Raw genomic sequence first — 11,907 nt, forward strand, 5'->3', positions numbered from 1 at the left:
CCTGCTCAGTGGAGCGAAGGACACACCCATGGAAAGCATCACCACCTACGACTACGTCGTGGTCGGCGCGGGCGCGGCCGGCAGCGTCGTCGCCGCCCGGCTGAGCGAGGACCCCCGCCGGCGGGTCCTGCTCCTGGAAGCCGGACCACCGGACACCGACGCGCGCATCGCCCGGCCCGCCTCCTGGCCGTCGCTGCTCGGCGGCGAGCTGGACTGGGGTTACCGCACCGTGCCGCAGGCCGCCCTGGACGGCAGACGTCTCGCCTGGCCCCGCGGCCGGGTCGTGGGCGGATCCGGCGCCATCAACGCCATGGTGCACATCCGGGGCAGTGACTCCGACTTCGACGCGTGGCAGCGCTGGGGCGGCGACTCCTGGAACGCGCACCACCTCGTGCCGTACCTGGAACGCCTGGAAGGCCCCGCCCACGCGGCGCCGTACGGCAGCCTCCCCGTGGCGGAGAACACGGAACCCCATCCGTTCGCCGCCGCGTTCGTCGAAGCCGCGCAGAAGTACGGGCTGCCCGGCAACCCGGATTTCAACGCCGGCAGGCAGGAGGGCGTAGGCCTCTACCGCACCACCCGCACCGCCGCCGCCCCCGGCGCACCGGCCCACCGCGGCAACACCGCCCGCACCCACCTGGGACCCGCTCTCGAACGCCCCAACCTCACCCTCGTGACGGATGCAGCTGTGCACGGCCTCCTGCTGAAGGCCGGCCGCGTGACGGGCGTACGGCTCCGGCACGGCGGCACGGTGAGCTCAATCCGCTGCACCACCGAGGTCGTGGTGTGCGCGGGAGCCGTCGCCGCCCCGCAACTGCTGCTGCTCAGCGGCATCGGCCCGGCTGCCGACCTGGCGGCGCTGGGCATTCCCGTGGCCGTCGACCTGCCCGGCGTCGGCTCCAACCTCCATGACCACGTGCAGGTTTCGCTCGCCTACGACACCGCCGAGGGCCACCCCGTCGCCGACTCCTCCAACCTCGGCGAGGCCGGGGGCTTCGTGTGCCTCGACAGCGCGCCGGACGCGCCCGAGGTGCAGCTGTCCTTCGCTCCGATGAAGGACCTCAACAACGCGGCCCGCCTCGGCCACGGCTTCACCATCGGTCCGGGCGTCACCCGGCCCTGCAGCCGCGGCCGGCTCACCCTGGCCTCCGCCGACCCCGACGAGCATCCCCTGATCGACCCCGCCTACCTCACTCACCCCACCGACCTCGACGTCCTGGTGGAGGGGGTGCGCATCGCCCGTGACATCGCCGCCACCGACCCGCTCGCGAGCCTGACCACCGGTCGTGCACCGCTCAGCGCGACGGCCACCCGCAGCGAACTGGAGGCGTTCGTGCGGGCCAACGCCCAAACCCAGTTCCACCCGGTCGGCACCTGTCGGATCGGCCTCGACGGGGACGCCGGCTCGGTCGTCGACCCAAGGCTGCGGGTGCGGGGCACGAGCGGCCTGCGAGTGGCCGACGCCTCCGTCATCCCGAACATGATCACCGGCAACATCCACGCAGCCGTGGCCGCCGTCGCCGAACGCGCGGCCCGGTTCATCCAGGAGGACAACGCATGACGGCGGGACCGCGCATGACGGCACACCACGAGCGGAACAGCACCCTGCGCTGGGGTGTCCTGGGCGCCACCTCCTACATCGCCACCCACCTGATGCCGGCCATCGCCGCGACACCCGGCTGCGCGCTGACAGCCGTCGCCAGCCGCCCCGAACGGGCGGCCGCCGCGGCGGAGCTCGGCCGCGCCTTCGGCGCAACCGCCCACCCGGACTACGCGACGCTTCTAGCGGACCCCGCCATCGACGCCGTCTACATACCGCTGCCCAACGCCGAACACGTCGACTGGACGCTGCGGGCCCTGGCGGCCGGCAAGCACGTCCTGGTCGAGAAACCCATGGCGATGGACGAGGACGGCTGCGCACGCATCGAGAAGGCGGCCGAGGCGGCGTCGCGCACCGTCATGGAGGCGTTCATGTACCGCTTCCACCCCCAGCAGCTGCGCGCCGCCGAGATCCTCGCCTCCGACGAGATCGGCGAACTACGGCTCGTACGAGCTTCCTTCGCGTTCCGCATCGAGAGCGGCAGCGGCAACATCCGGCTGGACCCCGCCCTGGGCGGCGGAGCCACCTGGGACGTCGGCTGCTACGCCGTCGACGTCCCGCTGCAGTTCTTCGGGCATGCTCCCCAGCGAGTGAGCGCCCGCTTCAGCAGCCGCCCAGGCCTCGCCGTGGACTCCAGCGCGGTCGCGACGATGGACTTCGGGCAGGGGCGCTCCGCGGTCGTCGACTACAGCATCGACTACGGCCCGCGCGCCGCCTACGAACTCCAGGGGACCCGCGGCACCCTCGTGGTGCGCAACGCCTGGGCCATGGACGGTGAGGACGGGGTCGTCACCGTCCTCACCGAGGACGGTGTCCGCGAGGAGACCGTCCCGGCGGCCAACCACTACCAGCGCCAGGTCGAAGCCTTCGCACGAGCCGTGCGCGAGGGAGCGCCCGCACCGATGTCGCTCACCGAGTCCCGGCGCACCGCCCGGGTGGGCAGCGCGCTCGTGGCATCCGCCGCCGCCGGCGGTGCCACCGTGGACACCTCGCACGACGCGTCGGAGTACCGGTGAACCCGACGAGATCACCGTCGGCCACCCGCACCCTGACGGTCTGCGTCGCCTCCGTCGGGGGGCTGCTCTTCGGCTACGGCACGGGCGTCATCGCCGGTGCCCTGCCGCTCGTCACCGCCGAGTACGGTCTGTCGTCCTGGGCCCAGGGCGCCGCGGTGTCCGCCGCCCTGCTGGGAGCCGCTCTGACGGCGCCCAGCAGCGGCCGGCTCGCGGACCGCTTCGGCCGGCTCCCCGTGATCGGTTCGGCGGCCGCGGTGTACGCGGTGGGCACCCTCGCGTCCGCGGCCGCCACCGGCACCGGGTCGCTCCTCGCCGGGCGCTTCCTGGTCGGCCTGTCCCTGGGCGCCACGTCCTTCGCGGTACCGCTGTACATCTCGGAGATCGCGCCGCCGGCCCGCCGGGGCGCACTGGTCACGCTCAACCAGCTCATGATCACGGTCGGTCTGCTGCTGTCCTACGTCGTCGCCTACGCCCTGGAACCGGCCGGAGCCTGGCGCTGGATGCTGGGCGTGGGCATCGCCCCTGCCCTCCTCCTGCTGGGCGGGATGTTCCTCGTCCCCGAGTCACCGGACTGGCTGCACAGCCGGGGCCACGGCTCGCGGGCAGCGGTGGCGGCCGCCCGGCTCGGCATCGGGACGGTGAGCGGTCCCACGGCGGAGGGCCCGGTGCGCGGCACCGGTCTGCGCCTGGCCTGCGCCCGGGCGGGCCGCCGGTGGGTGGCGCTGGGCCTCGCCATCGCCGTCCTGGTCCACCTGACCGGCCTGAACACGGCCATCTACTACGCGCCGACGATCCTGGCCTCAAGCGGCCTCACGTCGGCGGGTGGCATCGTCGGCTCGATCCTGGTGGGATTGTGCAACGTCGCGGCCACGGTGATCACCGTTCTGTCCCTGGACCGCTGGGGACGGCGACCGCTGATGATCGGCGGACTCGTCGTCATGGCGCTCACCGCCCTGGGGGTCACTTCCGCCGGGCTCCTCGGCCACGAGGGCGCCGTTACCGCTCTCCTGCTGTGCGTCTTCATCACGGCCGGGGCGGTCGGCCCCGCCGCGGTGTTCTGGGTGTACATCTCGGAGATCTATCCCTCCGAGGCGCGGGGAGCGCTGATGAGCGTGGCCACCGCGGCCCACTGGGCGGCGGACTTCGTGGTCGCCACCACGTTCCTCCCCCTGGTCCAGCAGCTGTCGCTGGCCGGGACGTTCGCCCTGTACGCGGCTGTCACGGGCGCGTCGGCGCTGGCGCTGGCCCGCTGGATGCCCGAGACACGGGGTAGGCCACTGGTCGCGTCCGCGCGGCCGGCGGCCGCTGTGCACCACGCCGACTGAATGCCCTCCACCTCCTTCGACCCGCCCCGCTCGGATCCTGCTCAGCCTGATCACAGAACCCGCCACGGCCCGCCTCCGACCCCACCCCGTTCGGCTCGCCCGACCCGAACCGACCCGACGTACACCGGCGGGACCCGTGTCGGGCCCCACACCCAGAAGGCACCTTTCACATGCACCCCGACCTTGCCCCCCGCCACGCCAACTGCCTGCTCTTCGACTGGGACGGCACCCTCGTCGACAGCCAGTACGCCAACTACCGGGCCATGGCAGCCGTCCTGGCCCCGGAAGGCGTGGCCCTGGAACAGGAGTGGTTCGACGCCCGAACGGGCCTCTCGTCGGCGGAGATGATCCGCACCCTGGTCGACGAGCGCGCCCTCACGCTGTCCCGCCCCGTGGAGCAACTCGTCGCCGACCGCGACGAGATGTTCCTCGAGGAGGCCCACACCGTGCGACCGCACCGGGAGGTGCTGCAGGTCGTCGAGGCCATGCACGGCCGGGTCCCCATGGCGGTGGCATCCGGCGGAGCGCGCCGCGTCATCGAGGAGACCCTGCGCCACCAGCCGTTCAGCGAGCACTTCGACACCGTGGTGACCCGTGACGACGTCGACCGGGGCAAGCCCGCGCCCGACATCTTCCTGCGCGCGGCCGAGCTCCTCGCGGCCCATCCCTCGCGCTGTACGGTCTACGAGGACAGCGACGAGGGCATCGAGGCGGCCCACGCGGCGGGTATGACGGCCATCGATGTTCGCCCCTACACCAGCACCCGTTCCCGGTCCGGCGCCTGATCACGCCCGCGTGGCCCGGCTCGGCGAAGAACCTGCAGGTGAGGTGCTCTCCGAAGAAGCTCGGCCTCTCACCGCCCACGCCCCTCCCCCGGTCCGAATCGGCTGGAAGTCGTCGTTCGGGTCGGGGGCGGGTCCGGGGGGGGTGGATCGCCACTTGGGGGGAAGCTCACGTACCTTCAGTACGTGAAGGACGGGGGTAGAGGATGACTCAAGGGATTCGGGCACAGCAGCGGGAGCAGACTCGGCAGGCACTGGTGCGGGAGAGCAGACGGTTGTTCTCCACGCTGGGGTACGGAGCCGTAGGGCTGTCGGAGATCGTACGTGCGGCGGGTGTCACCAAGGGCGCGCTGTATCACCACTTCTCCAGCAAGGCCGAGCTGTTCCGGGCCGTGCTGGAGCAGGTGCAGCAGGAGGTGGCCGAGCGCATCGCCGAGACGGCGGACGTCCGGGAGGACACCTGGGACCAGCTCGTCTCCGGATGCCAGGCGTTCCTCACCGTGTCCACCGATCCGGCGATCCAGCGCATCATGCTCGTCGACGGTCCCGCGGTCCTCGGCTGGAGCGAGTGGCGGGCCATGAACGAGACGACGTCCGGGCGGCATCTGGCGCAGGTGCTCGGGGATCTGATCGGTGCGGGGACGATCGCCGCGCAACCGGTCGAGCCGCTCACCCATCTGCTGTCGGGCGCGATGAACGAGGCCGCGCTGTGGCTGGCCTCGTCGACGAACCCCCGCGATCTGGACGACACCCAGGACGCGCTGGTGGCGATGCTGGAAGCCCTGCGGGTCAAGTGACACGGAAAGGCGCCCCGCCGAGTGCGGGGCGCCTCGTCCGTACGAGCGATCTCGTCAGCTCGCGCGGAGGGGTCGGCCGGTGCGGCGTGCGCAGGCGTAGCAGCCACCCTGGCCGCGACGGATGTTGTTGAGAGCGGGGGCGCCGATGTGACCGCACGTCATGCAGCGGCACATCCACTTGTCGCGCACACGGCCGGGGAAAGGTTCCAGCGGTTCCATACCGATCGCGCGCATCTCCGCCTCGGCGGCCTCGTAGTCCACCGGCGCCCGCCCCGCGCAGGCGCGGCAGCCGCCCTTTCCGGCGCGGATCCCGAAGAGCCGCGGGTGGACGATACGGCCGCAGACGACGTGCAGGCAGGACCATCTGACCCTGGCCCCCGGGTACGGCTCCAGCGGTTCGAAGCCCGCGGCGCGCATGTCCGCCTCGGCCTGCTCCCGGCCGACAGCCCGTCGCCGCTCCCCGGCGGCGATGCGTCCGCAGTAACGGCATCCGGCGCTCGCGCCGATGCGCACCGAGGTGAGGGTGGGTGCGACGTGGTGCGCGTTCTTGGTGCAACGGCTGTTCCAGGCCACGTTCGCCCCGGGATAAGGCTCCAGTGGTTCGAGTCCCGCGGCCCGCATGACCGCGACCGCCACCTCAGGATCGATTCTTCCGGACATGACTGCCCTACCCCCTTGACTGCCGATCTCGTGCGAGCACCGATGGGTCATTTCGGTGCGATGACGTGGATCCGTACTCCATTCGGATCCGTGACGATCAGGTCGTTCCCTTTCGGTCCTCCGGTGCCGAGTAATCGCCTTCCGGCCGATTCACCGCAGGCGGCTATGCGTTCCAGCTCCCGTTCCCCGCCCTCCACTTCAAGGGTGAAGCTGACCGTGCGCACCGGCCGTCGCCGTGATTCCGGGAGAGCCGGGTGGGTGTGGTCGAGAAGGGCGAGTTCACGGGGCGGCAGCCCGGGCCGGCCGAGGCCGACGTACCACTCCGTTTCATGAGCGACCTTGAAACCGAACAGCTTGGTGTAGAACTCGCGGGACTCCTCGAGGCGTGAGGTGCAGATCACCGGACAGGGGCTGGTCAGCATGTAGTGCCATCTCCAGTCACGTACCGAAGGTATGCGAGTGAAACTTAGTGACGTACCATCGGTATGTCAACAAGGGTCGCTACCTGGCGGCCACCGCCTACTCGCGCAAGTCATCGTGGAAAACACGCCAGTTCAGATCGGGTGGCGCGCTGGGCACGCGGGTGCCCGCCGGGACGGCCAGGGCCGCGGCGTGGGTGGTGTTCTGAGGGCCGCAGGGCAGGTTCCGAACAATCCAGCCGGACGGGCGCCGGGGCGCCCCGGGCCCCTCGCGGTGTCCCAGATAATCCCGCTCCAGTCCGCGGCCGAGCCCGGTCCCGAGGGCCTTCAGATAGGCCTCCTTGCGCGCCCACAGCCGGCAGAACCCCAGGGGCCGCTCCTCCTCGGGGACCGCCAGCACCTCGCGCCGCTCCTCCGGATGCAGGCGTTCCAGGCACAACTCGACGGTCCTGCGGCCGGGTACACGCTCGGCGTCCACCCCCGTGGGCACGCCGGCGATCGCGACGAGGGACAGGCCCGGGGAGTGGGAGAGCGAGAAATGCAGGCCGGCCTCGCGATCGAGGAGAACGGGCCGGCCGTGCGGGCCGCGGCACCGCGCGCACGGCTCACGTCCGAAAAGGACGTCAATGGGGTGGCATTCGAGATACGCGGCCAGCAGCAGACGGAGTGCCGTGTGCGCCGCGATGTAACGGGAACGGTCGGGTTCGCACCGGAAGGAGAGAGCCTTCCGCCTTTCTCCCGGGTCCAGCAGGGAAAGGCTCAGCGCCTCGTCCCACGGAGGTGAATTCCGCACGGCCCACACCTGCGGACAATCCGGTTCCCTGTGCGCTTCCGCCGTCATGAGTCCCCCGCTTTCACACCCGGCGGACGTGACGGCGGGTGGCGTTCCTCGTTCACACGACGAACGCCGCCCGCGCTCGAACGACCTGCGCCCACCTCAGAACGGTGAACCGATGACGTCCTCCGCCATGACCAGCTTCTACCCGGTGATCTGCACTCCGCGGCTCCGGGAATCCGTGGAGTTCTACACGGCCCTGCTCGGATTCGAGACGACCTTCGAGAACGACTGGTACGTCAGCCTCCGTCGACCCGAGCCCCCGCACTACGAACTCGCCCTGGTCGACGCGGCCCACGAGACGATCCCGCAGGAGTTCCGCCGCCCCGCCCAGGGCATCCTGCTCAACTTCGAGGTGACCGACGTCGACGCCGAGTACACCCGGCTCGTGGACGGACTCGGCCTGAAGCCTGAACTCCCCCTGCGGAGCGAGGACTTCGGGCAGCGGCACTTCATCGTCGCCGCCCCCGACGGCGTGCTCATCGACGTCATCACGCCCATCGCCCCCACCGCCGAGTACGCCGCCGCCTACACGGAGCGCCCCGGCACCTGAGGGCAGACAGTCCGCTCCCGGGTCAGGAGGCGGGCTGCTCCGCGGGCGCGACAGGGGTCTCGGCAGGCTCCCCGGCCGCGCCTGTGGGAGGGCTCTTGATGACGACCGCCACGAGCACGGCCGTCCCGAGTGCCAGCAGCGCGCCGATGACACCGATGACGTTCATTCCTTCGGTGAACGCGGCCCGGCCCGAGTCGACGAACGCCGAGGCCACGTCCGAGGACAGGCTCTTCGCCGCCTCCAACGCTGCGGCGAGAGTGTCACCGGCACCGTCCGGGACCTGGGCGGGAACGTCCACCTGACTGCGGTACACAGCGGTGCCGACGCTGCCGAGGATCGCCACTCCGAGCGCCATGCCCAGCTCGGTGCTGGTCTCCGAGATGGCCGCGGCGGATCCGGCCTGCTCGGGCGGCGCCGATCCGACCACGATGTCCGTGCCCAGCGCGATGAGCGGGCCGCCACCGGCGTACACGAAGGCGAAGCCGGTCACGACCTGCGCGATCCCGGACGTGCTGTCCGCGAGGGCCAGCATGGCGTGGCCCAGCGCCGACACGGCCAGGCCGACGGCGACGACGTACGCGGGCCGGAACTTGCCCGCGGCGATCGGGGACACGACGGACGTCACGATCAGCGCGAAGGCCGCGGGCAGCAGGTACAGGCCGGCCTTCATCGGCGACAACCCGCCGACGAGCTGCAGGTACTGCGTCACGAACAAGTACGTGCCGCCCGCGACCAGCATGCTCAGCAGCAGCGTCACCAGGGACGTACGGAACGCGGGGTTGCCGAACGGGCGGAAGTCCAGCAGCGGGCTCTCCAGCGTGCGCTGCCGGCGGACGAACACGACACTCACGAGCAGGCCCGCGACGAGGACCAGCAGCGGCAGCGCGGACACCCCGTCCTTGGCGATCTCCTTCAGGCCGTAGATCACCGGCAGGACAGCCGCCAGGGACAGGGCCACGCTGACCAGGTCGACCCGGCCGGCCTGCTCGTCGCGGTACTCCGGCAGCAGCGCCGGACCGGCCACCAGCAGCAGCGCCATGATGGGCACGCCGAGCAGGAAGACCGAACCCCACCAGAAGTACTCCAGCATGGCGCCGCCGACCACCGGGCCGAGCGCGATGCCCACGGAGAACATGGTGACCCAGACGGCGATGGCCACCCCGCGCTGCCGGGCGTCACGGAACATGTTGCTGATCAACGCCAGGGTGGACGGCATCAGGGTGGCACCGGCGATACCGAGCGCCGCGCGCGCCGCGATCAGCGCGGCCGGGCCGTCGGCGTAGGCGGCGGCCACCGAGGCGACACCGAAGGCTGCGGCACCGGTCAGCAGCAGCTTCCGGCGGCCGATGCGGTCGCCCAGTGTGCCCATCGTCACCAGGAAGCCGGCGATCAGGAAGCCGTAGATGTCGATGATCCACAGCATCTGGGAGGCCGAGGGGTTCAGGCCCTCACTGATGTGCGGGACCGCCAGGTGCAGCACGCTCACGTCGATCGACAGCAGCAGCGTGGGAAGCGCCAGCACGGCCAGGCCCAGCCACTCCCGTGGTCCGGCCTGGCGGGGGGCATCGGTGATGGTGCTCAACTTGTCTCCTTCAAGGGGTACTTCGAATCGCCGCCCGGAACGGATGCCGGGTGGCGGGACGGACGAGGGACATGGCCCTCGCCCGGGGGGCCCGCGTGCGGTGCACCGGGGCGGCCGGCCACGAGACGGTGGGCGACGGCCGCGGCGTGCGCGGGCTCGTAGAGGTAGAAATGGCCGCCCGTGAACATCAGCCGGCTGAAGCCGCCGGTCGTCTCCAGGGACCACAGGTGCAGCCGTTCGGCGACGACGACGGGGTCGTCGACCGCCCCGAGCGCCAGGATGGGCACGCCGGTGCCCGACAGCGGCCGCTCATACCGTTCCATCGCCTCCAGGTCGGCGCGGATGGCGCGCAGCGACGGCTGGACGAGGTCGGCCCGGCTCATCAGCTGCGGCGTCATGCCGCCGATGTCCAGCAGGTGCTCCAGCAGCTCGGCGTCGCTCCTGAGGTGGCCGAAAGGCGGCTCGCCGGGGAAGCACGGGGGCTGACGCGCCGAGACGGCCAGCAGCCCCGGCGCGAGGCCCTTCTGCTCCATCGCCCGGGTGAGTTCGTACGCCAGCACGCTGCCGAAGCTGTGCCCGATGACCGCGTACGGCAGCTCGGGCAGGTCCGCGAGGCCCCGGCTGAGCGCGTCGACGAGGGGTTCGACGCGGGTCAGCGGCTGCTCGCTGATACGGGCGCCCCGGCCCGGCAGCTGGGCGACGACGAGTTCGACGTCCTCCGGCAGGACCTGCCACCAGGAACGGAACGCGGAGGGCCAGCCGCCGGCGTGCGGGAAGGCCACCACGCGGAACCGGGGCGCCGGGCGGGCTCCGGCGCCGACGGTCATCCACCAGTTACTCATCGGCTGCTCCCCGTCCCGGGCAGGGTGCCGGTCAAGTGGCGGGCCAGCAGCGGGTGACGGGCCTCCAGGTGCTCGATCACCCGGCTCTGGTGGCGTTGCAGACGCTGGCCCGGCAGGTGGTCCAGCGAGTGCAGGAACGGGTCCTGCGGGGCGGGCAGGCCGGCGATCGCGCTCGCCGTGCCGAGCACGAGCATCGGCTGGTACCACGCCGAGTAGCCACCCTCGTGGACGAAGACGATCCGGCCCCCGGTCAGTTCGTCGGCGAGGCGGCACATCGCCGACGTCATGGCGTGGAACGTCCGGCTGGTGCACATCATCCGGCCCATCGGGTCGTGACCGCTCGCGTCGACACCCGCCGCGACCAGGATCAGATCGGGGCCGAACGCACGTGCCGCAGGTTCCACGACGCGGCTGACGACGGCCAGGTAGCCGTCGTGCCCCGTGCCCGGGGGCAGCGGGACGTTGAGCGTGCTGCCCGTGCCGGCGCCCGTGCCCGACTCCATGACGAGGCCGGACGCCGCCGGGAACAGCCCGTCCTGGTGGATCGACACGTACAGCACGTCGGCGTCGTCGTAGAACACCCGTTGGATGCCGTTGCCGTGGTGCACGTCCCAGTCCAGGATCATCACCCGGCGCACCCCGCGGCGTTGCGCGGCCCGCGCGGCGACGGCGACGTTGTTGTACAGGCACAGAGCCATCGCCCGGTCGGGTTCCGCGTGGTGGCCGGGCGGGCGGACCAGGCAGTACGCCCGCCGGAACCGCCCGTCCAGGACCTGCTCGGTGGCCTGCACCGAGGCGCCCACGGCGAGCCTCGCGGCCTGTGCGCTGTGGTAGTTCACCTGCGCGTACACGCCGGCATCGCCCCCGCCGGACGCCGACAGCGCCTCGACGCGCTCGATGTGCTCCGGCACGTGCACCAGCAGCAGGTCCTCGTCGGAGGCGGGCGCCGGCGTGACGCAGGTGTACCGGTCCATCACGCCCGACGCCTTGACCAGACCCTCGGCCCGGCGCAGATCGGGGTCGACCGCGAACTGGCGGAGCGGTTCGACGCCCGGCCCCACCGGCACGTACCCCGAGCCGGGCCCGGGGTCGTGCCAGAAGCACATCTCGTGGCTGTACCACGCGAGATCGGACGTGTTCACCCGGCGGACACGCCCAACGAGGCCCGGCTGACGCCGGATACCTTCTCGATGTACTGGAGGTAGTACTCCCGCTCCTCGTCCGGCGTGCGCTTGGCGCGGAACGTGGTCTCCAGCAGGTCCAGCACCTCACCGGTCTCGCCGGAGGTGAGCTGCCCCTCTCCGACCTCCTCCTCGACGGCGCGGATGCGCACGGCCGGCTCCACCACGCCCTTGGTGTGCTCGTCCTGGTCGGTGCCGTGGTTACGGGTCGAGGCGATGGTCTTCAGTACCGCCGAGAAGAACGCAGCCTTGTCGATGTCCGTCATGTCCATTCCCCCTTGGTCGTCGTGTGGTCGTGCGACGTGCCGTGATGCC

Annotated in this window: 13 protein-coding genes; 6 read left to right on the plus strand and 7 right to left on the minus strand. The window is 71.5% G+C overall.

Annotation, left to right across the window (positions count from 1 at the left end; all coding sequences use genetic code 11):
• Nucleotides 1-28 precede the first annotated feature (28 nt).
• The 5 genes from ACZ6ZQ_RS06545 to ACZ6ZQ_RS06565 all read left to right on the plus strand — a co-directional run bounded on the left by ACZ6ZQ_RS06545 (nt 29) and on the right by ACZ6ZQ_RS06565 (nt 5,520).
• Nucleotides 29-1,561, plus strand: coding sequence for a GMC family oxidoreductase (locus tag ACZ6ZQ_RS06545; protein WP_469767443.1), 1,533 nt, complete (start codon nt 29-31; stop codon nt 1,559-1,561).
• A complete protein-coding gene (locus ACZ6ZQ_RS06550; RefSeq protein WP_469767444.1) occupies nt 1,558-2,616 on the plus strand; it encodes a Gfo/Idh/MocA family protein in 1,059 nt (352 codons plus the stop codon). Before ACZ6ZQ_RS06545 ends, ACZ6ZQ_RS06550 begins: the two co-directional genes overlap by 4 nt.
• The gene (locus ACZ6ZQ_RS06555) at nt 2,613-3,941 is read left to right on the plus strand and encodes a sugar porter family MFS transporter (RefSeq protein WP_469767445.1); all 1,329 of its coding nucleotides are present in this window, start codon (nt 2,613-2,615) and stop codon (nt 3,939-3,941) included. The genes ACZ6ZQ_RS06550 and ACZ6ZQ_RS06555 overlap by 4 nt, the downstream gene beginning before the upstream one ends.
• 170 nt (nt 3,942-4,111) lie before the next feature.
• Nucleotides 4,112-4,726 (plus strand): HAD family hydrolase, encoded by a 615-nt coding sequence (locus ACZ6ZQ_RS06560; RefSeq protein WP_469767446.1) that lies wholly within the window; start codon nt 4,112-4,114, stop codon nt 4,724-4,726.
• Nucleotides 4,727-4,929: 203 nt separating this feature from the next.
• The gene (locus tag ACZ6ZQ_RS06565) at nt 4,930-5,520 is read left to right on the plus strand and encodes a TetR/AcrR family transcriptional regulator (protein ID WP_469767447.1); all 591 of its coding nucleotides are present in this window, start codon (nt 4,930-4,932) and stop codon (nt 5,518-5,520) included.
• Nucleotides 5,521-5,574: 54 nt separating this feature from the next.
• Here ACZ6ZQ_RS06565 and ACZ6ZQ_RS06570 read toward each other — a convergent pair whose 3' ends face one another.
• From ACZ6ZQ_RS06570 to ACZ6ZQ_RS06580, 3 genes are all read right to left on the minus strand, one after another.
• Nucleotides 5,575-6,180 carry a hypothetical protein gene (locus ACZ6ZQ_RS06570; protein WP_469767448.1) on the minus strand — a complete coding sequence of 202 codons (606 nt, stop codon included), beginning with the start codon at nt 6,178-6,180 and terminating at the stop codon, nt 5,575-5,577.
• Between the two features lie 47 nt (nt 6,181-6,227).
• A complete protein-coding gene (locus ACZ6ZQ_RS06575) occupies nt 6,228-6,602 on the minus strand; it encodes a VOC family protein (RefSeq protein WP_469767449.1) in 375 nt (124 codons plus the stop codon).
• Between the two features lie 97 nt (nt 6,603-6,699).
• Nucleotides 6,700-7,392 carry a 4'-phosphopantetheinyl transferase family protein gene (locus ACZ6ZQ_RS06580; RefSeq protein ID WP_469767450.1) on the minus strand — a complete coding sequence of 231 codons (693 nt, stop codon included), beginning with the start codon at nt 7,390-7,392 and terminating at the stop codon, nt 6,700-6,702.
• Nucleotides 7,393-7,552: 160 nt separating this feature from the next.
• Between ACZ6ZQ_RS06580 and ACZ6ZQ_RS06585 the strand changes: the two genes are divergently transcribed.
• A complete protein-coding gene (locus ACZ6ZQ_RS06585; protein WP_469767451.1) occupies nt 7,553-7,987 on the plus strand; it encodes a VOC family protein in 435 nt (144 codons plus the stop codon).
• A gap of 22 nt (nt 7,988-8,009) precedes the next feature.
• Here the strand turns inward: ACZ6ZQ_RS06585 and ACZ6ZQ_RS06590 are convergent, their stop codons facing one another.
• Genes ACZ6ZQ_RS06590 through ACZ6ZQ_RS06605 form a run of 4 tightly spaced genes read right to left on the minus strand, consistent with a single transcriptional unit; the run spans nt 8,010 to nt 11,858 of the window.
• Nucleotides 8,010-9,569: an MFS transporter gene (locus tag ACZ6ZQ_RS06590; RefSeq protein WP_469767452.1), complete on the minus strand. Its 1,560-nt coding sequence runs from the start codon at nt 9,567-9,569 to the stop codon at nt 8,010-8,012.
• Complete coding sequence (locus ACZ6ZQ_RS06595) at nt 9,566-10,411, minus strand: thioesterase II family protein (RefSeq protein WP_469767453.1); 846 nt, start codon at nt 10,409-10,411, stop codon at nt 9,566-9,568. The genes ACZ6ZQ_RS06590 and ACZ6ZQ_RS06595 overlap by 4 nt, the downstream gene beginning before the upstream one ends.
• On the minus strand, nt 10,408-11,553 hold the full coding sequence (locus ACZ6ZQ_RS06600) for a class II histone deacetylase (RefSeq protein ID WP_469767454.1): 1,146 nt from the start codon (nt 11,551-11,553) through the stop codon (nt 10,408-10,410). The genes ACZ6ZQ_RS06595 and ACZ6ZQ_RS06600 overlap by 4 nt, the downstream gene beginning before the upstream one ends.
• Nucleotides 11,550-11,858 (minus strand): hypothetical protein, encoded by a 309-nt coding sequence (locus ACZ6ZQ_RS06605; RefSeq protein WP_453668802.1) that lies wholly within the window; start codon nt 11,856-11,858, stop codon nt 11,550-11,552. Before ACZ6ZQ_RS06605 ends, ACZ6ZQ_RS06600 begins: the two co-directional genes overlap by 4 nt.
• Nucleotides 11,859-11,907: the final 49 nt, after the last annotated feature.

The organism is Streptomyces sp. NPDC053673 (assembly GCF_055585225.1).

Excerpts from the sequence above, each read along its gene's own strand:
- ACZ6ZQ_RS06545 (WP_469767443.1), top strand. The coding sequence starts at position 29 with ATGGAAAGCATCACCACCTACGACTACGTCGTGGTCGGCGCGGGCGCG.
- ACZ6ZQ_RS06575 (WP_469767449.1), bottom strand. The coding sequence starts at position 6,602 with ATGCTGACCAGCCCCTGTCCGGTGATCTGCACCTCACGCCTCGAGGAG.
- ACZ6ZQ_RS06550 (WP_469767444.1), top strand. The coding sequence starts at position 1,558 with ATGACGGCGGGACCGCGCATGACGGCACACCACGAGCGGAACAGCACC.
- ACZ6ZQ_RS06565 (WP_469767447.1), top strand. The coding sequence starts at position 4,930 with ATGACTCAAGGGATTCGGGCACAGCAGCGGGAGCAGACTCGGCAGGCA.
- ACZ6ZQ_RS06560 (WP_469767446.1), top strand. The coding sequence starts at position 4,112 with ATGCACCCCGACCTTGCCCCCCGCCACGCCAACTGCCTGCTCTTCGAC.
- ACZ6ZQ_RS06585 (WP_469767451.1), top strand. The coding sequence starts at position 7,553 with ATGACGTCCTCCGCCATGACCAGCTTCTACCCGGTGATCTGCACTCCG.
- ACZ6ZQ_RS06595 (WP_469767453.1), bottom strand. The coding sequence starts at position 10,411 with ATGAGTAACTGGTGGATGACCGTCGGCGCCGGAGCCCGCCCGGCGCCC.
- ACZ6ZQ_RS06605 (WP_453668802.1), bottom strand. The coding sequence starts at position 11,858 with ATGACGGACATCGACAAGGCTGCGTTCTTCTCGGCGGTACTGAAGACC.
- ACZ6ZQ_RS06570 (WP_469767448.1), bottom strand. The coding sequence starts at position 6,180 with ATGTCCGGAAGAATCGATCCTGAGGTGGCGGTCGCGGTCATGCGGGCC.